Below are 21,952 nucleotides of genomic sequence, written 5' to 3'. Positions count from 1 at the left end.
GAGACGGCCGGTTGAATTGACGTGATCCCGTTTCGACCCCCGAGGTCGGGCGGGATTTCGGCTTTTCCGGGTGCGTTCGCGCTGCTGTGCGGGCCGAATGTGGTCAAGGGCGTAGTGCGGCGGATTCCCTTCGCCCCGGCGAGGTCGGTTCGGTGTCACCCGACTCGGTCGCGCAGCCGGCCCAGGCGCGCGTCGATGTCCTCGAAGAGGTGGGTGAGCGTGTCGACGGATGCGGTGGGGGCGGTGCCGTCGCCGGGGCCGTCGGGGAGACGGTCCGAGGCCACGGGGGGAGCGGAGTCGGCCTCGCCGATCCAGGCCAGCAGCGCGGCGTCGTCCGGGAGTTCGTCGGGCCCGATGATCTCGTACATCAGGGTGCTGCCGGCCGCGTCGATGGCCTTGCACAGTGCGTTCAACCGGTTGCCCGGTCGGGCGGCGCCGGCCGTGGTCGGGCTTTCCATGACCCGGAGCACGGCCAGTGCGGTGGGGCGGTGGTGCATGATGCCGAGACGCGGCGTGGTGTCGAGGAAGTCCTGGTTGCCGCAGGCCGCCTCGACGGGTCGGTAGTCGGCACCGTCCCGGTACATCTCGGCAGCCCACCAGAGCCGGGCGAAGGCTTGGACGCAGTTGTCCCCCACGAATCGGGACGCCTGCACGACGGGGGTCCGTCGCGCGTCCTCGCCATCTGCCGGACGGTGCCGCCACAGCACATAGTCCGGGGCGACGAGCATGGCGAGGTACGCCCACAGATCCTTGTCGGCGGCTTCGCTCCTGGTCAATCGCAAGGTCGCGTGCAGGCGCGGCGCAAGCCAGGCGTCGGCGTCGGTGCGGTCGCTCGCGAAGCGGGCCATGGCTTGATCCAGCAGCTCCCGGACCGGTTCGGTGTTCCACCGCGCCGACGGGTCGGCGATCACGGTCGCGGCGCGCAGCAGAGCGACCCGGGCGGGCGGCTCGACTCCGGACAGAACGGCCGGATCGAGGTGACGGATGGCCACCCCCACCGGCAGCAGGGCGAGTCGATCCTCGGTGGTGTGTTCGAGCTTCACCGGTCTTCTCCATGGGATGAGCGGGCGGCGAGGCGCAGTGTCGTCGCGAGCTGCATGGGCAGTCGGGCGCGCCGCGCGGCGGCGTACTGGATGCGGGCCTGCAGCTCGCTCCAGCCCCGCCCCTCCTGTCGTCGCGCCCGCAGTTCGACGAGCGCGTCCGTGGAGGACAGCCCGGGGAGAACGTCGGGCAGCATGGTTTCGAAGACGGACTCGCGCCAGCCCGTGGCCACCTGCGGCCGGCCGTCCTCGTCCGACTCGATTTCGCTCACCGCCGCGTGGAACATCGTCGCCCAGACGTCGCCGGCGATCTGGGCGTTGACGAGGGCGGCCGTCGCCTTCTCCACGGAACTGCCGCCGCGCAGCAGAGCGGTCAACCCCTCGACGCCCTGGTTCAGGTAGACGGTCGGCATTTCACCGCAGGTGTCGACGAACCAGGGTGCGTCCTTGAGTGGGCGCAGCCATGCGTACGGGCCGTCGCGAAAGTCGGCCTCGACGATCCGAATCTCCCTGTCCCGGACTGGAATGTCGGCTTGGAGGTCGATCACCCAGTCAGTCGCGCTTCGCCCGATCCTGCGTCCCCGGACCCCCTCGACCGCCGCCACGACCTGCACGCCGAGGGTGGCCCGGGAACGGTGCCGGGATCGGCGCAGCCACACGGAGCCCTGCCAGGTATCGGAGCCGCGGTCTCTGGTGAGGCGTTGAACGGTCCTGGTGTAGGTGGTCGACTCCTCCAGCACGGCCACACAGACGAGTTCGGACCAGGGGCCGTGGGTGATCTCCTCTTGCGGCAGCACGGTCCGGATGTCGAACACCGCCTCCTGCCAGTCGTTGCGGGCGGCACCGTCGAGGGCCACGACCTGCAGCGACGGGGAGATCTTGGCGTGGTCGAGTGGACGGCCGTCGACCCGGACGCGGGTGATCTCGACCTCGACTCGTCCGCCCAGGACGGCGTAGGGGTGAATGATCCGGCTCATCGATGCGGGGCTCCTTCGACGGTCCTGCGCAGGCTCACGGTGACGGTGGCCCGGCAGGCGTCCACAGGATGGCTGTCGACATCGGTGACGCCGCCGAACATCGCGTACCGCACACCTGGGGCGACGACGAGGATGTCACCGACGAAAGAGCAGTTCTCCGTGGCGGTCAATTCGGCCCAGCAGACCGGGCTTCGCGAGCCGAAGCACACGATCGGCGAGAGGTGCCATGGGTCGTCCTGCTGTGGGACGGCGACACGCACACGCAGCGACCACGCCCCGGTGGTGTCGACCCTGCCGTCGATGTCGTCGACGACGGGATAGCCGCGGCCACGATGAACGTCCGTCCGCTCGCCGCCGGTTGCCGCGGTGAGCGTCAGCAGGCTTCGCAGCGCCTCGTGGCCGGCTCCGTCGGCGGGTGCGACGGCCCGCGCGCGGACGATCGCGCGTACGGCGTCGTCGGCCGCCGCGCGGAACTCGTCGAGGCGCTTCTTCGCTCCGCGCACGTATGTGTCGGTCAGCTCTTTCGTCCATTCCCAGCGGTCGTGCGCGGGCGGCTCGGACGCGCGAAGGAACGCCTCGGCGCGCACGATGTCCGCTCCGTCGCGGGCAAGGGCGAAGCCGGCGAGCAGAACCGCCTGGTAGGGCTCGACGCCAAGGCCCGCGTCACGCGGCCTGCGGCTGGTGATCGTCATGCGATTGCCGCGCACGTACACGATCCGACTGTGCGTCCGGTCGCCCTCGTCCGCCGGCGTGAGCAGCAGCACCGCATCGTGGGTGACAGTCGCGGCCTTCCTACCGTCGGTGCGCAGCGGTGGCACGGTGAGTGTGACAGCGCGCTCGACCACGTCGGTCCGGCCGGAAATCCCGGTGACGGTCTGCCCGGCCAGGTAGGCACGCAGGGCGCGGGCCAGGGCGGGGCGGCGTTGCTCGGGGTCGACGCGGGCCTCTGGGATCAACTCGGCCCCGTTGCGCAGGGTCTGGACCGACGCCTCCAACAGCGGTGGCACCGTGTCCGATCCGGTCATCGCGGCCCAAAAGTTTTCCGCCAAGGAATCGCAGAGCTTGTTGTGCATGGCCTGGAGGCCCTCGTCCCCGGCGGCGACGGCGGCGGCGTCGTGGACGTCGACCACCAGGAACGAGGTGCCGGGCTCCTGGTTCTCACGCTCCAGATGCAGGCGAGTGGTCTCCTGCTCGGTTCCCCACCATGAGCGGGAGACGTTCTCGAAGGCGCGGTCGCTGTCCGGTTCGCCGAACCAGGCCGGTCCGGCGAACGCCTCGCCGCCCACCGCGCGCCAGGGCAGGTCCAGGTGACCGATCAACCGCCTTGCCGTGCGACCCTCGTGAGGCACCGAGAGGTTGCTGTTGATGAGAACGAGGCCGAGCCGACTGGCGGCCCAGAGGGCCGCCTTGCCCAGGCCGTAGGAGCCGCCGGCGCGGTGGTTGTCGCCCTTGTGGCTGTCGAGTTGACGTCGGACGACGGCGGCGAAGCGGCCGTCCTCGTATTCGGGACCGGTGAGACCGTTGGTGTTGTGATCGTCGACCCGGAGCAGCAGGAGTGAGCCGGAGGCTTCCATCGCCGACAACCCCGCGGCGAGGCCACGTCCGACCTTGTGGTGTGTGGCCGCCGCGGCGGCGTAGTGGGCCTTGAGTGATTCCCACTGCACGGCGTCCAGGAAGTTGCGAAGGATTTCACCGGTGAGTTCGTGCAGGATGTACCGGACTCGGACCGGACGCGTGGGGTCACGTCGCTCGTCGAGAGAGTTCTGCGTCGCCTCGCGTACGAGGACATCGAGGTCTGCGTCGAAGGCGAACGCCGCTGCGTTGCCGAACTCCCGTCCACCGTCGACGTGTGCCGGACGGTGGTACCAGGTCACCGGACGTGCGGCGACAGCGTCGCTCGTGCGTTCGTACACGGTGGCCGGATCGGTGCCGAAGGCATCGGCGATCAGGCGCACGGTCTCCCGTCGTGGTTGTGCCCGACCCGTGATCCACGCGGAGACCGCGGCTCGGGTGACGCCGACCGTGGTCGCGAGCTCGGACTGGGTCATGTCCCGACGCCGGAGCTGCCTCCCGAGCCAGGGACCGAAGTCTTCACTCTCATCGATCACCGCGGGTGTTCCCTCCGCCGAGCCGTCGACCCCGTATGCCGCCGGTGGTTCGACCGGGGAAAGCACGCTAGCAGTGGTATTTGACATTCACAATGTGTCAAAGATTCTTGTCGGCAGGTCGTTGCGGACTGCGCCGACAGACGCTTGAGGATGAATGCCGACCTGCACTTGAGGCTTCCGACGATGCGGGCTTCGGCTCTTGTCCGTGCACTTGTCTTCCAAGGAACGGCGTAAAGCCGGTGAAACCAATCAATTGGGATGCGCCGGGGGTGGAGCGCCCTCCCGGCGGAGAATCGCTGGACACGGATGAGGATCCTGTGCCACGGTGGTTGATATAGCGCACTTGCCGCCGGATCTCGTCGACGGTCGGCCGATCGAGATATTTGCGGGTTCCTTTTGGCGCGCCCTTGTACGGCAATTGCATAAATCGGATGTCCCATTCGGCTGCGCACCGGACGGAGCGCCACACACCGCCGGACGAGCCCTGCCGCAGCCCGCTGCCCATGGGGACGATTGCCGATCAACGTGTCGCAGGTGAAAGGAAGTTCGAGGTCGGGCACCACGGCAACGAGCCGCCCCGAGCGCGAGGCGGACGACGCCGTTCCGATGCCGCTCGTCACTTCGGTGACCTCGAAGGATCGACGCTCCATATCCCCGGCACGTGCGGCTCTTCTTTTTTCCGTCAATATTCATCTTGATACTCGGTCCGGGGTGATGCCGGGCAGGAAGCAGTTGGATCTTGAGCGATCGGCGCTTGTCGCAAGGTTCGGATGCCTTGGTGATCCAAACGGTAGTGGAGCAATCGACTCGTACGCTGGAGACCTATCGCATCGATCCCGGCCTGGTGCAGGAACACGCCAACGGCGAGCTGCGGATCACGCAGGGCGGATACGGCGAGCGCCAGTTGTTCGAACTCGTTCAGAACGGCGCCGATGAGATCGCCAATGAACCCGGCGGCCGTCTGGCCGTGGTGCTGACCGACGACACGCTCTACTGCGCCAACCAGGGCACCCCGGTCACCCCGGAAGGCGCCGACACGATCTTGCGCATGAGTGTCTCCCGTAAGCGCGGCGGCCAGATCGGCCGCTTCGGTGTCGGTGTGAAGTCGGTGCTGTCGGTGACCGACGCACCCCAGTTCTTCAGCGCCGGCGGATGCTTCGGCTTCGACCGGACCTGGTCCGCCGACCGCATCGCCGAGGCCCTCGGACTCCAACAGCCCCTCGAGATGGACACCCCGGTGCTCCGGATGGCCCGTCCCCTGGATCGAGAGGAGGAACTCGACAGGGACGACGTCCTGCGGGAGCTCCTGGCCTGGGCAACCACCGTGGTCAGGCTCCCCCTGCTACCGGGGGCGGCCGAGCGCTTGGGGCACGACATCACCGGCTTCAAGCATCGCGACGGTCACGAGACCGACGCATTCCCCTCCGGTTTCCAGATCTTCTCCTCCCATGTCGGCGAGGTGCTGCTGGAGGACCGGCGTCGGCTTCCCATCCAGCGCCGCAAGCTGACCGTGCAGGTCTCCGGTGAGCGGCGGATCATCCGTGAAGTCGGCACAGGGATCAAGGAGACGGTGAGCGAGTGGCACGTCTTCACGGTCGCGCACGAACCCACTGCGGCGGCCCGTGACAGCGCGGGCGAACTGCACGACCGCGGCGTCATCGACGTCTCATGGGCGGTTCCTGCCTACGTCGAGAAGGACGGGTTGTTGACGGTGCCTCTCGGGCGCGGTCGCTTCTGGTCCTACTTCCCCACCAAGTACCCCGTCTCCGTGACGGGTTGCCTGAACGCGGCCTGGAAGACCAACGAGGACCGGCAGAATCTCCTCGACGGCAGCCCCTTCAATCGTGAATTGCTCCAGGTCGCGGCCCGCGTGGTGGTCACCTCCCTGCCCCGGTTGTCCCGTAAGGAGGATCCCGCCGCCTGCCTGCCGCTGCTGCCCGGCCGCACCAAGGAAGCCGTGAACTGGGCGGAGGAGTACTTCATCCGCCACGTCTGGGATGCCGCCGCGCAGCTTCCGTCCCTGCCGGACCAGGACGGCGTCCTCCGCGTCCCCCGGGACCTGCACGTCCACCCCGAGAAATTGCGGCCGGAATGGCTGCGCATGTGGGCCGAGTATCCTGGCCGCCCGCGCGACTGGGTACACCCCTCGGTCGACGCCAACCCGCTGCGCCACGGCAAGATGGAGCACATCCTGTCGGCCGCCAGGAAGTCGACGGAAAGCGTTCGCACCTGGCTGGAGGCGCTGGTGTCGGACGGCACCGCCGAGTCGTCCGGTCACGCGATCCGCATCCTCGCGGCGATGGTGGAGCACAACGGTGACCGGGAGACGCTGGAGGCCGCGCGCACCGCCCGCATCGTGCTTACCGACGGCCACGGGATGGTGGCCCCGGTCGCGGGCAAGGTCTTCCATCGCACCGGTGCCGACGAGCTCCGCGACGACATGGTCTACGTGCACACGGCCATCTCCGAACGCATGGAGATGCAGCGCCACCTGCACACCATCGGTATCCGGATCGCCGACGCCCACGGCCGCTTCCAAGGTGTGCTCGACCAGGGCTTCGGCGGCTACACCCCGCAACTGTGGACCCAGTTCTGGATGTTGCTACGCAGCGCGGGTGGCAACGCCCAGGTGGATCGCATCCGCGGCCGATACCCGGACGCTCGCGCCGTGCTCCACGTCCGCACGGTCGACGGATGTTTTCGACCCATGGCCTCGTGCCTGCTGCCGGGAATCGTCGTGCCCGGGGACCGCAGCAGAGACGCCTCGATCGCCGTGGACACGGATTTCCACGGCGCGGACGCCGCGATCTTCCGAGACCTGGGCCTGGTCGACCGGCCCGTCGTCGCCCACGACCCGAAGCGGCAGCCCTGGTTCGAGGAGTACCGGCAGGCGGTGCACGACGGCTACCTGCGCCGGCTCGCCGCGGACGCCCCGCGGACCAACATCAATCGGCTCGTTCTGGAAGGAGCCGCACCGGCCGGCCCCTTGGACCTGCTGCCACGCCTCTCGGAGGAGGGCCGCGCCGCGTTCGTCGCCGCGATCCCGGACGTCGGCGTCGTCGCGAGCTGGACCCGCGCGTACAGCGCCTCCGCCAACGGACGCGCCGAAGTGCCGTCCCCGCTGCGTTGGATGCTCGACAAGCACGGCCTGGTGCGCACTTCGCTGGGCCTGACCCCGGTACGCGAGGCGGTAGGCCCGCAACTCGAGGCCTACGCGCAGGTGCTGCCCGTCGTCACCGACATCTCCGAGTCGAAGGCGGGAAAGCTGCGGATGCCGGCCACCCCCGAGGACGTGCCGGCGAAGCGTTGGCACGCTCTGCTGAGCCGGGTGCTGGTCAGCGAGGACGATGCCTTCATCGGCCACGCCTACGCCCTGATGCTGCGTGTCGGCATGGAGTTCCCCGACGGCGTCCTGACCCGCTGTCGCGTGGGCGAGTCCTGGGATGTGCGTCCCGATACGGAGATCGTGGTGGCGACATCCGCGGCGGCCTTCGGCGAACTCGTCCGCGAGCAGCTTCCCGCACTCCTGGTCGCGGACAAGGCCGACGCCGCGACCGCTGCCCAGATGATCGAACAGTGGGGGATGCTCAAGGTCGAGGATGTCATCAGCAAGCAGGTCCGCAAGGCCGGGACGACCCGGCCGACGTTGCTTGTCGACGAGTTCTCGCCGCTGCGTCAGCGCCTGGGCAAGTTGGTGGAGAACCGGAAGGTCCAGCGCTGCGGTGAGCTGGAGCAGGAGATCCGTACGCCGCGTGGTGTGGAGCTGAAGCCGCTGTCCTCGGCCCGCAACGGGTCGACCCTGCTGGTGCTCGACACGCTCTCCCCGTTCGATGTTCTGACCGCCGCCGACCGGGAGTTCGGCTGGCAGCTCGGACCCCAGGGCTGCAAGAGCGTGCTGGACCTCCAGGCGCGTCACGAGCAGGACCGCAAGACCCGCGCTCGACTACGGCAGATCGCCGACGCCGAAAGCGTCATCGACAAGATCGCCCTGTTGATCGGTGAGGAGGAATTGCGCAGCGAGCTACCCCCGGGCCTCTTGGACAGTGAGGTCGCCGAGCGCGGCGGCGAGCAGCCGGATGCCCGACGCATCGCGGAGCTGGCCTTCAACTCCCACGGTGAGGAGATCCTCCGCATCCACAGCCGGGACCTGGCTCTCGCGTTCCCCGGCAACGCGCCGAGCAGCTTCACCGGCGATGCCAAGGCACTGAAGTTCGTCACAGACCTCGGGCTCCCCGACTCGTTCGCCGGCTCCCGGGTGCCGCCGCTGGAAGCGCGCATCCAGGTGGAGGGTCCGTCCGAATTCCCCGCCCTGCACGAGTACCAGGAACAGTTGGCGCAGGCGCTCCAGCGGTTGCTGGACAACCCCGTGCCGCAGCGCGGCATGTTGTCCATCCCGACCGGTGCCGGCAAGACGCGCGTGACCTCCGAGGCTGTGATCCGGTGGATCCGAAACCGTGGCGAACTCCCCGGGCCTGTGCTGTGGATCGCGGAGAGTGAGGAGCTGTGTGAGCAAGCTGTGCAGAGTTGGCGGTTCGTCTGGTCCAAGGTGGGCGCCGAGATGCCGCTGGTCATCAGCCGTCTCTGGTCCTCGAACGAGGCCGCGCCGGTGACAGGTGAGCCGCATCTGGTCGTCGCCACGGACGCCAAGCTGCTGAGCGTGCTCGGCCACGAGGACTACGCGTGGCTGCGGGACGCCGCTCTGGTCATCGTCGACGAGGCGCACCGGGCCACCTCTCCCCGTTACAGCGAGATCTTCGAACACCTTGGCGTCAACCCGCCGACGACGCGTCGCCACCTGGTCGGTCTGACGGCCACGCCCTATCGCAACAACGAGGACCTGACGCTGCGTCTGGTGCGCCGCTTCGGCACCCGCCTCGATCTCGACGTCTTCGCCGGCGACCAGAACGAAGCCATCCGACAGCTCCAAGACCTCGGTGTCCTTGCCCGTGTCAGGCACCGCGAGCTCCTGGGGGCCGAGATTCGGCTGAGTTCCGACGAGGTCTCCAGTTCGGAGAAGTTCGGCGTGCTGCCCAAGCGTGCCGAGCAGCGCCTCGCCGAGGACCAGGACCGCAACCTGCGCATCATCGACGAGATTGAGAACCTGCCGGCGGATTGGCCGATCCTCGTCTTCGCGACCTCGGTCGCACACGCCAAGTTCCTGGCCGCCAAACTGAACGACCGGCAGATCCGCGCCGCCGCCATCGACTCGGCCACGCCCGTGCCCGAACGCCGCAAGCGCATCGAGGACTTCCGCAAGGGCCGCATCCAAGTGCTCACCAACTACGGAGTCCTCGCCCAGGGCTTCGACGCCCCTGCCACCCGTGCGGTCGTCGTCGCCCGTCCCACGTACAGCCCGAACGTCTATCAGCAGATGATCGGGCGCGGTCTGCGAGGGCCGAAGAACAACGGCACGCCGAGCTGCCTGATCCTCAACGTCCGTGACAACGTGATCAACTACCGGGGCGAGCTGGCCTTCACCAGGTTCGACCACCTGTGGAACGAGGAAAGGTGACCGAGCCGCGGCACGCGCTCACAGCGGCGCAGCGGTCCGTCGTCGACCAGCCCTGGGACACTCGCACCCTGGTCACGGCGGGTGCCGGGGCCGGCAAGACGCACACCCTGGTCCGCCGCCTGGAAGCCCTGGTCGAACGCGAGGAGTTGGAGGCGCACGAGATCCTCGTCCTCAGCTTCTCCCGGGCCGCGGTACGCGAGCTGCGCGAGCGCATCGAAAGCCGAGCCGACGCGGCCCGCCGGGTACGCGCCCAGACCTTCGACTCCTGGGCGGCCACGCTGCTGCGTGCGGCCTATCCGGACCACGACTGGTCGGGGACCACCTTCGACCAGCGTATCGAGGCCGCCACCGAGGGCATCGAGAGGGGCGCGGTCGAGGCGGGCGAGTTCGGCGCGCCCGCCCACGTGCTGATCGACGAAGTCCAGGACCTCGTCGGGGTGCGGCGGGAGATGGTCGAGGCGCTCCTCGACCGCTTGCAGGAACAGAGCGGTTTCACCGTGGTCGGGGACGCTGCCCAGGCCGTCTACGGCTTCCAGGTGGCGGACTTCGACCAGCGGGTGCGGGAGACGAACTACTTCTTCGACTGGATCCGCGGCTCGTTCGCCGAGGACTTGGTCGAGATCCACCTCGGCGACAACTTTCGAGCCCGCACAGAGCAGGCCCGGGTCGCCCTTCCCTACGGCCCCCGGTTGCGGCGGCCGACCACCGGGCGGGAGCAGACCGAGGCGCAGGCCGAGCAGATCCACCGGGAGCTGCGATTCCTGCTTGACGAGGCCCCTCACTTCGGCACACTGGACGATGCCTTCGTCCTGGACTCGCTCCGGTATTTCGACGGATCGACCGCGATCCTGTGCCGGGACAACGGTCAGGCGCTCTCCATCAGCCAGACCTTGCGCGAGGCCGGAGTGGACCACCGGCTCCAGCGTTCCGTCCGAGATCGTCCCGCTCCCGCCTGGATCGCCGGCCTGCTCGCCGCCACCGACGCGGCGGACCTCTCCGAGAGGCGCCTCGCCGAACTGGTCGCCGGCCTCGTTCCCCGGCCGGACCTGGATCCGTCGGTGCTCGCGCGAGCGGTACGGCGGGTTGCCGGCAACCGGCGTGGCCGCGTCGAGCTCGCCGAGCTGCGCCTGGCCGTGGCGGAGGGGCGACTCCCCGACGAGCTCACGGCTGTCGAACGGGCGTCGTTGGTCGTCTCGTCGGTGCACCGCGCCAAGGGTTTGGAGTTCGACCGTGTCCTGGTCGTGGAACCGGTGGAGCTGAGATGCCCCAAGGATGTGCCCAAGAAGAAGATCGACTACGACCCGGCATCGGAAGCCCGCCTCCTCTACGTCGCCATGACCCGGCCTCGCGACGACCTCTACCGGCTCGACCGTCCCGACACCCGATTGGTGCGCAAGGACAGGCGTTTGGACCGTTGGTACATCGGAGGCAGCCGATCGTGGGCCCGCAACGGCATCGAGACGCTCGGCCTCGACGTTTGCCACGCATACCCTCCGGGCGTACGAGGTATCGACGCCGACCCCGTCGAGATCCAGCGACTCCTCGCTCACGAGGTCCACTCCGGCGATGCCGTCGGACTGTCCCTGCTCCACCGCCTGCCCGAGGGTGGGGACCAGACGCCGCCGTATGCGGTCCTGCGTGACGGTCACCCCCTCGGCGAGGTGTCGGAGACATTCCGTCGCGCCCTGCACCTGATGCTCGGCCGCGAAGGCAGTCGGTCCGAGTACAACGTCCCCGGCCGGATCACCGGTCTCCACATCGACTGCGTCGAAACCGTCGCGGGCAGCGACATCGCGACCGAGCGTGCCGGCCTCGGCAGCTCGGGAGCCTGGCTCGCGCCCCGTCTCGGTGGCCTCGGCCGCTTCGACTGGACCGACCCGTTCGACGACTCGAACACGGAGCGACCCTCCTCATGAGCCACTCCATCCACGACTACTACGCCCTGCGCGATCGGCTCGATGCCGCCCTGCGTCTGGACCTGCTCGGTCCGGTCGGGGGTGAGGAGGAGATCCTCAAGGACGACGCGCCGGTGACGATGTATCCGGTCGGTGTCCTGTTCCCCCAGGAGACGCCGGAGGTTGCCCGGGGCAACCGGGACGGTCACGAGGCTGACGGAGACGACTCTCCCGCCCTCGTCCGCGGCGACGGTGACCGCGCCGGCGAGGAGGACGCCGTCGAACGCGGCGTCTCGCTCGCCAACATTCGCCGGCCCTGCTCCATGGGGCTCACCTTTGCCGTGGACCCCACCGTGGCGAAGCGGATCGTGCTGCGGACCACTGCCGCCGTCTACCGCCCCGAGGATGCCGAGGGCAACCCTGTCGCGGCCTTGCGTATCGAGGCCCGCAGCACCCGGGAACAGCGCGAGCGCTGGCGCCGGATCCCGCTCGAATTGGCCGACATCGAGGTCGACGTGACAACGCCGACCACGGTCCGACGGCTCCTCGCCGAGGGACTGGAACTCCGGGTCCTGGTACGCCCCACAGGTGAGCACGGCGCGGTGACCGTCACCGCCACGCTGATCAACACCCGCACGGTCGGCGCCCGGGAGCTGAAGGACGCCGCCTGCTATTACCAGCCCGTCCTCCGGGTCCGGGCACTCACCACCGGCGCCGAGCCCTTCGTCGAGCGCCGCGCCTCCTCCGGCAGCCACGACCGGGAGTTGATGCTCAGCCGCTTACTCCACCGACACGCCCCCGGTTTCGCCACCGGCCACGGTTGCGCGGCCACCTGGGACTGGACGCCTCCGCCGATCGGTACCACGACCACCCGGCGCGCCGCCGTCGCAGAGGTCCGAACCGAGTTCGTGCCGACTCATGAGGTGCCGCCGACCGACTCGAACCCGGCCATCTCCGTCGACGCGCTCTCCATGCGAGGTCTCGGCGACGCCGACCCGAAGGCGGTGGTGGACGCCCTTGGTGTGCTCCTCGACGGCTATCGGGCCTGGATCGGCGAACGCAGGGTCGAGGCGGAGATGCTGGCCGGCACCGAGTACGAGGCCGCCGCGCGGGAGCGGATCGAGGCATGCGAGACGGCGCTCGCCCGCATGCGTGCGGGCGTGGCACTGCTCTCCGGGCCGGAGCACGCCCACACGATGCGGGCGTTCCGGCTGGCCAACCATGCCATGGCAGAACAGCGCGCCCGCACGTCCTGGGTCAAGGCGGGCAAGCCCGCCGGCGGACCGGATGAGAGCAAGGAGTACTGGCGACCCTTCCAGATCTGCTTCCTGCTGCTCTGCCTTCGGGGCATCGTCGAGAACGATCATCCCGATCGCGAAATCGCCGACCTGCTCTGGTTCCCCACCGGTGGTGGCAAGACCGAGGCATACCTCGGCCTGATCGCCTTCACCACCTTCCTGCGCCGTCTCGAGGACCCCGTGCACGGCGGGGGTGTCACGGTGCTGATGCGGTACACCCTGCGGCTGCTGACGCTCCAGCAGTTCGAGCGCGCCACGGCACTGATCTGCGCCATGGAGTTGATCCGCTCCCGCCACGCGGACGAGCTGGGACGGGAGGGCATCTCCATCGGCATGTGGGTGGGGAAGTCGGCGACCCCGAACGACCTGGTGACGGCCGCCGAGAAGCTGAACGCCCTACGTACCGTCGGACGCTCGCTCGACAAGGAGAACCCGGTCCAGCTCCAGGCGTGCCCCTGGTGCGGCAGCCGCCTCGACGCCTCGAACTACACGGCCGCCCCGGAATACGACCGCATGTACATCCACTGCCCGGACGTGGACTGCGCGTTCCATCGCGGCGACGGACTCCCCGTGCACCTGGTCGACGACGCAATCTACGCGGCGCACCCGACGCTGATCATCGCCACCGTGGACAAGTTCGCCGCCATGCCGTGGCGGGAGCGAACGGCCGCGTTGTTCAACCGCGATCTGGCAAAGACCAGGCCGCCGGAGCTGATCGTCCAGGACGAACTCCACCTCATCTCCGGCCCGCTCGGCACACTCACCGGACTCTACGAGACCGCGGTGGACATCCTGGCGAATCGACCCAAGGTGATCGCGTCCACGGCGACCATCCGGCGTGCCGACGAGCAGGGCCGGCACCTCTTCGACCGTGAGGTCCGCCAGTTCCCGCCGGCCGGACTCGACTCCCGTGATTCCTGGTTCGCGGTAGAAGTCTCCCCCGAGGACAAGGGCACTCGCCGGTACACCGGCCTGCTGACCGCCGGCACCAGTCAGTCCACCCTGCTGATCCGTACCTACGCCGCCCTGTTGCACCAGATCCGGATCGGTGACGCCGACGACGAGGTCAAGGACGCCTACTGGACCCTCGTCGGCTACTTCAACAGCCTCCGGCTGTTGTCCGCCGCCGAACTCCAGGTCCTCGACGACGTGCAGGACCGCATGGAGCAACTCGCCGCCCGCGACGGCATCGACAAGCCCCGCCGCCCCGAGGTGGTCACGGAGCTGAGCAGCCGGGCCGGGGCGAGTGACATCCCCAGGCGCCTCAAGGACATCGAGCGCAGATTCCCGTCCCCTGACGCCACCGACGTCCTGCTCGCCACGAACATGATCTCCGTCGGCGTCGACATCGACCGCCTCGGCCTGATGGCAGTGATGGGCCAGCCGCAGACCACCGCCGAGTACATCCAGGCGACCAGCCGGGTCGGCCGACGCCATCCGGGTCTGGTGGCGGTCATGCTCAACTCGAGCCGATCCCGGGATCGTTCGCACTACGAGAGCTTCCGACACTTCCACTCCGCCCTCTACCGCGAGGTCGAGTCCACCAGTGTCACGCCCTTCTCGGCGCGTGCTCGCGACCGCGGTTTGCATGCCGTGATCGTGGCTCTGGCGCGGTTGACGATCCCGGGCGCACGCGACAACGCGGCGGCGGCTCGGATCGAGGAGTTCGTCGACGAGGTCGACGGTGCCATGCGCTTCGCGCTGCTGAAGCGGGTCGCGAGCGTTGCGCCCCGGGAACACGACGCCACGGCCGCCGCCTTCGACGAGTTCGTGGCGTGGTGGCGCCAAGCCGCGGCCGTCGATGCGAACCTGCTCTACGAGGCCCACGCCAGGAGTGGCAGGACCGCTCTCCTCGGCACCTTCGACGACAACATCCCGGAGGGTGACACGGGCTGGCCCACGCTGTGGAGCCTGCGCGACGTGGACGCTTCCTCGCCCTTCTTCCTGGAGAAGCGATGACCCCGCCGCCTCGCAAGCGAGGAACCGTCCGGCCCGGCGCGCCGATCGCGCGATTGCGCAAGCTCGGCGAGATCCGCCGTGCCCAGGCCGTCACCACCTACGGCGTCGGCTCCCTGATCGCGGTCGACAACGAGTCCTTCGTGATCGCCGGGCTCGATACCTGGGACGTCAGTCGGACCCGGAGCCTCTGGGAGCCTCGCCTCACCAGGGTCACGGGTGTCCACGAGTTCAAACTGCCGCCCGCCGGGGACTCGGACGACGCGCGCGACGGAGTGCGGGCCGCCCGTTTCCCGCAGTTGTACTCGTGCCCGGAGTGCCGCGAACTGCAGTACTACTCGAAGTTCAACCCGCCCAAGGACAAGGCGGTCTGCGGCGCCTGTGAACGGGACCTCGTGCCGTCCCGATTCGTGATGGCCTGCGTCAACGGTCACCTCGACGACTTCCCGTACTGGAAGTGGGTCCACCGTTCCTCCTCCTACGAGCCGGCCGAGGCCGGTGCGGCAGGCCGGTGCGGCGGCAAGCTGCGCCTGCGCGCCGAAGGCTCCACGGCATCTCTCCGCGGTGTCGTGATCGGCTGCACCTGCGGCATCAAGGAGGTGTCCATGGAGGGCGCCTTTCGCAGTCAGGCACTTCGCGACCTCGGTATCCGGTGCCCCGGGCGCCGCCCCTGGCTCAAGGACGCCCCCGCCCAGCAGTGTGGCGAGCCGCCGCGCACCCTCCAGCGCGGTTCCTTCGCCGTGTGGTACCCCGTGGTCCACTCCGCCCTGTCCATTCCACCGTGGAGCGACGGCGTGCTCAAGGCCCTCGGTCCCTACTGGAGCGACATCCGGGACGGGACCGAGGCCGACATCCGTACCTACCTGAGGATGGTGAAGTTCGCGGAGAAGAACCGCGGACTGACCGTCGACGACGCGGTCGCCGCCGTGTTGCGGGTCCGCGAGGCGGAGGCGGAGCAGCCGGCCGAGGAGCACGCCACGCTGTCGCCGCGCGATCTCCTCTACCGGGAGGAGTACCGGACCCTCCAACGTGAGCGTCGGGAGGACGGGCGGGACGAGATCCAGGACTTCGTCTGCGAATGGCCCGGCGGTGACCGGACACCGGACGGCATCGAACAGGTCATGCTCGTCAAACGGGTCCGTGAGATCCGCGCGTTGCACTCCTTCACCCGCGTCGAGGAGCCGGCCGTCGGTGATCTCGCGAACAGTTCCCGCCGGGCCGCGCTCGCCCTCCGGAAACCGGATTGGCTGCCCGCCATCGAGGTCAGCGGCGAGGGCGTCTTCGTCCGTCTCGATCCGGAACGTCTCACCGCCTGGGAGCAGCGACCCCAGCCGCGGGAACGCGCGGAGCGCGTCCGCATCAATCACGAGGCGCTGCTCCGGGAGCGCCATGCCAACTCCGATCGGCCCGTCCCGCCGTCCCCGGTCTCTCCCCGCTACCTCGCGGTCCACACACTCGCGCACCTGCTCATCAACGAATGGAGCCTCGACGGCGGCTACCCGGCCGCGTCCCTGCGCGAGCGCCTGTACATCGGCGACGATATGGCCGGCTTCCTCATCTATACGGCGACCAGCGACTCCGCAGGAAGCCTCGGCGGCATCGTCGCCCAAGGCGAACCCGAGCGCCTCGCCTCCTCGCTGGGGTCCGCGCTGCTTCGCGCCTCGTGGTGCTCCAACGACCCCCTGTGCTCCGAGGCAGCGGCGAGCGGCGCCGACGGCGTCAACCTGGCCGCCTGCCACGCCTGCGTCCTGCTCCCCGAGACCAGTTGCGAGACGAACAACGCCTTCCTCGACCGGGTCGCCCTGGTCGGTACACCGGACGGGGCGGTGCCCGGCCTGTTCTGACGTGCCCGAGGGTACGGCCGGACGGTATGGCGACCTGTGGCGGACCGCGACGGGATCCGCCATCGCCCGCAGGCTGCATACGACACGTGCGGATCGGGACTCGTCTCGGTCCGCACCTGTCGTATGCCCGGGGGTTGGGCGAGGGGTGACGCGTGGGCGGGGGCTCTCGGTGGGGCGACGGGGGCCGGGGGTGGGCCGGCCGGTCGCGGTCAGGAGTCGACGTGGGTTGCCATTCCGTCGAGCAGGAATTCGAGGCCGACGGCGAAACTGTGGTCCCAGTCGGTGTCGGCGATGTAGTTGTGGGCGGCGACGGTCGGATAGCAGTCGCGTTGGCTTTCCAGGTATTCCTGGCCGATCCGGGTCTCCTCCGGTGAAAGCTGGAGGCTGGATTGGGTGGCGGTCGCGCCCATCACATGGTTATAGAGGGCCCAGGTCGCCGGGTTCAGTCGATTCTCGGCCAGCCCGGCACGGAGCAGCGCCGATTGCAGGAATTCCATCCAGGTCAGGAAATTCGGGCCTATCAGCGGGCGCTGCCGCGAGGGCACCGTGGCCGCCCACGGATGGCGCAACATGGCCTGGCGCCAATCGTTGATCAGTGCCGCGATATCGTCCCGTGGGCTCGCGGTGTGCCCGGTCGGGACCGGCGCCTCGCCGAAGATCGCATCCACGGCCAGGTCGATGACGTCGTCCTTCGTCGCCACGTGCCAGTAGAGCGTGGTCGCGCCCACCTGAAGCTTTTCCGCCAGCCGACGCATCGTCAGCCGTTCCATTCCCTCTTCGTCCAACAGGGCGACCGCCGCCTGAATGATGCGGGCCCGGGTGAGCGGTGGCTCGCCGCTTTTGTTTCCGCGCGAGGGGCGCAGCCAGACATTGCCGACGCTCCGGCCGGCGTGGCTACCCGAATTCTGCTCTTTATCTACGATGACCTTCACCTCCATATTCACGTGGCCGCCTCGATAAAGGTGCGCACAACGTATCACCGCGTGTCCCGACCGAGTCTGGCATGAGTGGTGGTCGGGTCGGTTCCGATCTCCGTGCGGTTCGTCGGGTCGGGGCCGATCCGTTTCCGTCGCGCTGTCGTGCATTTCGCCGATTCGCGCGGGCGCGGGCTCGGGCTCGGGTGTGGTGTCGGTCGGGCCCGACCGCGCACCGCCTCTCCATGGTGACGGCCCGCCACCGGCGAGGACGAACCGGCTCCCCCACGAAGGGGTGACCCGCGCCGCCGCCGGGTCGATTCGAAATTTGGTTCCGGTGGTGAACTCCCTTGCTTTCAGGGGCAGTTCACGCCTCCGGACGGCTCCGCGCGGGTTGCCGGGCGCGCGGATTCCGAGCGCTGCCGCGCGTCCGGCTGTAGTACGCTCGTCGACTACTAGACCAATGTTCGAGTACCTAGACCGAAGTGCGAGTTGGTTGTGACGGACATTCAGCAGGAAGCCTTCGAGTCCCCAGCGCAGTCGAACAAGCGATGGTGGACCCTCCCGGTAATCAGCCTGGCCACGTTGATGATCGTTTTGGACGCGACGATCGTGAACATCGCGCTTCCTTCGGCACAGCAGGACCTGGGCATGTCGGACGCCAACCGACACTGGGTGATCACGGCGTACGCGCTGGCCTTCGGCGGCTTACTGCTCGTGGGCGGACGCGTGTGCGGCGTGCTCGGCCACCGCAGGTCGTTCGCGATCGGCCTGCTCGGCTTCGCGGTCGCCTCCACCGTCGGCGGCCTCGCCGAGAACGTGGGCACCCTGGTCGGGGCACGCGCCGCCCAGGGGCTGTTCGCCGCACTGCTCGCCCCCGCGGCGCTCTCGCTGTTGACCCTGACGTTCACCGACGCGGTCGAACGCGGCAAGGCCTTCGGCGTGTTCGCCGCGGTCGGCGCGGGCGGCGCCGCCCTCGGCGTGGTGGCGGGCGGTCTGCTCACCGAATACGCCGACTGGCGCTGGTGCCTCTACATCAACATCCCGATGTGCCTGATCGCGCTGGCCGGCGTCCCGCTGATCCTGCGCGACGAACCCAGCGGCAGCCTGCGCACGATCGATGTGCCCGGCGTGCTGCTGAGCACCACCGGTCTGGTCGCGATGGTCTACGCGTTCACCCAGGCCGAGCCGCGCGGCTGGGACGACCCGCTGGTCCTGCTCCTGCTGTTCGGCGGCATCGTGCTGTTGGCCCTGTTCGTGGGCGTGCAGACGAAGTCGAAGAACCCGCTGATGCCCCTGCACATCGTCCTGCACAAGGTGCGCGGCGCGGCCTTCGTGTCGGTGTGGGTGATGTTCATCTCGATCTACGGCTTCTACCTGTTCATGAGCTACTACTCGCAGACGATTCTCGGGTATTCGCCGGTGAAGACCGGCATGTCGCTGCTCGTGAACGCGGTCAGCACGATCATCGGCTCCATGCTGATCGCCGCGAAGCTGCACAATCGGGTCGCCCCGCGATTCCTGATCATCTTCAGTCTGCTCTCCGCCGCGGCCGGGTTGTTGATCCTCACCCAGCTCGAAGCGGACAGCTCGCACGTGTTCATGGCCTATCTGGTTCCCGCGCAGATCCTCACCGGGATCGGCCTCGGCTGCCTGCTCGCGGTGGCCACGAACCTGGCCATGGTCGACGTCGGTTGGCACGAGGCGGGAATCGCGTCCGCGGCGTACAACGCGGTCCAGCAGGTGGGCGCCGCGCTCGGTACGGCCCTGTTCAACTCGATTCAGACCAGTGTCACCTCGTCCTACCTGGACGACCACGGAAACGGCAAAGCCGCGGTGAAGTCCGGGATCGTGCACGGATATTCGGTGGCGCTCTGGGTGGCCTTCGGTGTGCTCGCCGTCGGTGCGCTCGCGGTGGGGTTGATCTCCCGCGGCGGGCGGACGGCGCCGAGCGCCCAGCCGGAGACGGCGGTCCCGAGCGTCGAAGTGGGTTCCTGAGGAATACCGAGAGAGCAGCGGCTGGGAAGGAGATTGGTCATGGACTGTGATCGGTCACCGGTCACCGTGGTGGACGGCTATGTGCCGCTCATCGACTTGTCTTCCAGGGACAGCGCCCGGGGGCGCGCCGCGATCGCCGACGCCATCGGCGGAGCGTGCGAGGATTCCGGGTTCTTCATAATCGTCAACCACCGTGTCCCGGCGAATCTCGTCGACCGCATGTACACGGTGACCAACGGCTTCTTCACGTTGCCGGACGACAAGAAGGACCTGGTGGCCCATCGCCCCGGCGTATCCGGCTTTCGCCGGATGGGCGGCACGACCGCGCGCAGCATCGGTCGAACATCGCCCCCGGACCTGTGCGAAGCCTTCTCCGCGCACACCACGGGCGAGTTGGGCGAGCAGGAGCGTCGTCGGCTCGGCGATCAGTGGGCGACCTGGACGCTGGCCAACATCTGGCCCGAGGAACCCGCCGACTTCAAGCCGGTCTGGCAGGAGTACATGGCGGTGATAGGGGAGCTGTCCGCGGACCTCATGCGGCTGTTCGCCCTGGCCCTCGGGTTGGCCGAGGACTTCTTCGAGGACAAGTTCGACCACCACGGCTCGTCGGTCACGGTCAACTACTACCCGCCGCAACTGGAACCGCCGCTGCCGGGTCAGCTGCGCCGGGGTCCGCACACGGACTTCGGCGGGCTGACCGTGCTCTACCAGGAGGACGAACGCGGCGGCCTCCAGGTGCTCCAGAGTGGGACGAGGTGGCGTGACGTCCCGGCGATCCCGGGCACGTTCGTCGTCAACATCGGTGACCTGATGGCCCTGTGGACCGGCGGGCGGTGGGTGTCGACGATGCACCGGGTGGTCAACCCCGCGCGCGGGGACACCTCGTCCCGGCTGACCATCCCGTTCTTCTACATGCCCAACCACGACGCGCCGATCGAGCCGATGCGTCCCTTCCGGGAGACGCGCGCCATCGACCGATACGACACGGTGACGGCCGGGCAGTGGATGTCACGAAAAATACAGAAGTTGTTCGCTACCGACGCGTAGCGCATAGGAGGGGCCCATTCCTTCCAGCGGCCGATCCGCCGATCAACCGCCTCCCTCGCGGGGGTTGTTCATCGCGCGGATCGGCCATCTGTCGTTGGATTTTCGCGAAATCGAGCGCGAAATTCGGCCGCGTCCGGATGAGTTGACAGATTTTGCTGCCGGACATGGCCGGCACCGGCGGCCCCGCCTAGTGTCAAAGCGTGGCGCCGATCCGGCCGAGTGTTCGGGAATGTCGGCGAAACACCATGGAAACGTCAAGGATTCACCGCGTCGGAGACATCGAAGTCGGAGAGTCACAGCGTCGGGGAGTCACAGAGTCAGAGAGGAAGTATCCCGTGGGTAGTGACGAGTCGACCGTCACCGTGGCCGACGGTTTCGTGCCGGTCATCGACCTATCGTCCAGGGACACGGCTCGCGGGCGGGCAGCCATCGCCAAGGCGATCGGCAATGCGTGTTCGAGTTCCGGATTCTTCATCATCGTGGGTCACGGGGTGCCCCGGGAACTCATCGACCGCATGTTCGACCGAACCAATTCCTTCTTCAAACTCCCGGAGGAGGAGAAGGACCTCATCGCGAATCGCCCCGGGGTCTCCGGATATCGCCGCGCCGGCGGCACCCTCGCCCGCAGCCTGGATCTGCAGACGCCGCCGGACCTGTGCGAGACCTTCGCCGCGCATGTCACCGGCGAGTTGAGCGACCAGGAACGCGGGCAACTCGGCGACGAGTGGGCGAGTTGGACCCACAAGAACATCTGGCCAAAGAATCCGCCGGACTTCCGGTCCACCTGGCAGGAATACATGCGGGTGGTCGGGGATCTGTGCGCGGATCTCATGCGACTGATGGCCCTGGCCTTGGAATTGGACGAGGACTTCTTCGAGGACAAGCACGACCACCACGGTTCGTCGGTCGCGGTCAACTATTACCCGCCGCAAATCGAGCCGCCGTTGCCGGGACAGTTGCGCCGGGGCCCGCACACCGACTTCGGCAGTGTCACCGTCCTGCACATGGAGGACGACCGCAAGGGACTGCAGGTGCTCCAGGGCACCGAATGGCGCGATGTCTCCGCCATTCCCGGGAGTTTCGTGGTGAACCTCGGCGACCTGATGGCCCTGTGGACCGGTGGCCGCTGGGTGTCGACGATGCACCGGGTGGTCAATCCGGAGCGTGGGGACACCACTTCCCGGCTGACCATGCCGTATTTCTACCTGCCCAATTACGACGCCTCGATCGAGCCCATGCAGCCGTTCTCCGAATCGTCCGCAGTGGATCGCTTCGACACCGTGACGGTGAGCGAATGGGTGTCCCGGAAGGTCCAGAAGATCTTCTCCTGATGTCCTCCGCGCCGTGGAGGTCGGGGGCCCGA

Annotated in this window: 11 protein-coding genes; 7 read left to right on the top strand and 4 right to left on the bottom strand. The window is 68.4% G+C overall.

The features are described 5' to 3' along the window. Positions 1 to 155: 155 nt before the first annotated feature. Genes ACFRCG_RS08425 through ACFRCG_RS08415 form a run of 3 tightly spaced genes read right to left on the bottom strand, consistent with a single transcriptional unit; the run spans position 156 to position 4,125 of the window. Complete coding sequence (locus ACFRCG_RS08425) at positions 156 to 1,043, bottom strand: DUF6339 family protein (RefSeq protein WP_380030018.1); 888 nt, start codon at positions 1,041 to 1,043, stop codon at positions 156 to 158. Then, positions 1,040 to 2,017 (bottom strand): hypothetical protein, encoded by a 978-nt coding sequence (locus ACFRCG_RS08420; RefSeq protein ID WP_380030016.1) that lies wholly within the window; start codon positions 2,015 to 2,017, stop codon positions 1,040 to 1,042. Before ACFRCG_RS08420 ends, ACFRCG_RS08425 begins: the two co-directional genes overlap by 4 nt. After that, positions 2,014 to 4,125, bottom strand: a complete 2,112-nt coding sequence (locus ACFRCG_RS08415) for a helix-turn-helix domain-containing protein (RefSeq protein ID WP_380030015.1) — start codon at positions 4,123 to 4,125, stop codon at positions 2,014 to 2,016. Before ACFRCG_RS08415 ends, ACFRCG_RS08420 begins: the two co-directional genes overlap by 4 nt. A 778-nt stretch (positions 4,126 to 4,903) precedes the next feature. On the opposite strand from ACFRCG_RS08415, the gene ACFRCG_RS08410 reads away from it, so the two are divergent. From ACFRCG_RS08410 to drmB, 4 genes are read left to right on the top strand one after another with little or no spacing between them, the layout of a single operon-like run. After that, positions 4,904 to 9,637 (top strand): DEAD/DEAH box helicase family protein, encoded by a 4,734-nt coding sequence (locus ACFRCG_RS08410; protein WP_380030014.1) that lies wholly within the window; start codon positions 4,904 to 4,906, stop codon positions 9,635 to 9,637. Then, complete coding sequence (locus ACFRCG_RS08405; protein WP_380030013.1) at positions 9,634 to 11,553, top strand: UvrD-helicase domain-containing protein; 1,920 nt, start codon at positions 9,634 to 9,636, stop codon at positions 11,551 to 11,553. The genes ACFRCG_RS08410 and ACFRCG_RS08405 overlap by 4 nt, the downstream gene beginning before the upstream one ends. Then, positions 11,550 to 14,789, top strand: coding sequence for a helicase-related protein (locus ACFRCG_RS08400; RefSeq protein WP_380030011.1), 3,240 nt, complete (start codon positions 11,550 to 11,552; stop codon positions 14,787 to 14,789). The genes ACFRCG_RS08405 and ACFRCG_RS08400 overlap by 4 nt, the downstream gene beginning before the upstream one ends. Beyond that, positions 14,786 to 16,630, top strand: a complete 1,845-nt coding sequence (gene drmB / locus ACFRCG_RS08395) for a DrmB family protein (RefSeq protein WP_380030010.1) — start codon at positions 14,786 to 14,788, stop codon at positions 16,628 to 16,630. The genes ACFRCG_RS08400 and drmB overlap by 4 nt, the downstream gene beginning before the upstream one ends. A gap of 209 nt (positions 16,631 to 16,839) precedes the next feature. Here drmB and ACFRCG_RS08390 read toward each other — a convergent pair whose 3' ends face one another. Continuing rightward, positions 16,840 to 17,568, bottom strand: a complete 729-nt coding sequence (locus ACFRCG_RS08390) for a TetR/AcrR family transcriptional regulator (protein ID WP_126639629.1) — start codon at positions 17,566 to 17,568, stop codon at positions 16,840 to 16,842. A gap of 474 nt (positions 17,569 to 18,042) precedes the next feature. On the opposite strand from ACFRCG_RS08390, the gene ACFRCG_RS08385 reads away from it, so the two are divergent. From ACFRCG_RS08385 to ACFRCG_RS08375, 3 genes are all read left to right on the top strand, one after another. Continuing rightward, positions 18,043 to 19,542: an MFS transporter gene (locus ACFRCG_RS08385; protein WP_380030009.1), complete on the top strand. Its 1,500-nt coding sequence runs from the start codon at positions 18,043 to 18,045 to the stop codon at positions 19,540 to 19,542. Positions 19,543 to 19,581: 39 nt separating this feature from the next. Continuing rightward, positions 19,582 to 20,589: an isopenicillin N synthase family dioxygenase gene (locus ACFRCG_RS08380; protein ID WP_380030008.1), complete on the top strand. Its 1,008-nt coding sequence runs from the start codon at positions 19,582 to 19,584 to the stop codon at positions 20,587 to 20,589. A 335-nt stretch (positions 20,590 to 20,924) separates the two neighbouring features. Further along, complete coding sequence (locus ACFRCG_RS08375; protein ID WP_380030007.1) at positions 20,925 to 21,920, top strand: isopenicillin N synthase family dioxygenase; 996 nt, start codon at positions 20,925 to 20,927, stop codon at positions 21,918 to 21,920. The last annotated feature ends 32 nt before the right edge of the window (positions 21,921 to 21,952 follow it).

The organism is Embleya sp. NPDC056575 (assembly GCF_042793325.1).
GTDB lineage: Bacteria > Actinomycetota > Actinomycetes > Streptomycetales > Streptomycetaceae > Embleya.
This window is presented reverse-complemented; position numbering and strand designations above follow the sequence as displayed.

Bases quoted from the DNA above. Each gene is read 5' to 3' on its own strand.
- ACFRCG_RS08420 (WP_380030016.1), bottom strand. From the start codon at position 2,017: ATGAGCCGGATCATTCACCCCTACGCCGTCCTGGGCGGACGAGTCGAG.
- ACFRCG_RS08380 (WP_380030008.1), top strand. From the start codon at position 19,582: ATGGACTGTGATCGGTCACCGGTCACCGTGGTGGACGGCTATGTGCCG.
- ACFRCG_RS08400 (WP_380030011.1), top strand. From the start codon at position 11,550: ATGAGCCACTCCATCCACGACTACTACGCCCTGCGCGATCGGCTCGAT.
- drmB (WP_380030010.1), top strand. From the start codon at position 14,786: ATGACCCCGCCGCCTCGCAAGCGAGGAACCGTCCGGCCCGGCGCGCCG.
- ACFRCG_RS08390 (WP_126639629.1), bottom strand. From the start codon at position 17,568: ATGGAGGTGAAGGTCATCGTAGATAAAGAGCAGAATTCGGGTAGCCAC.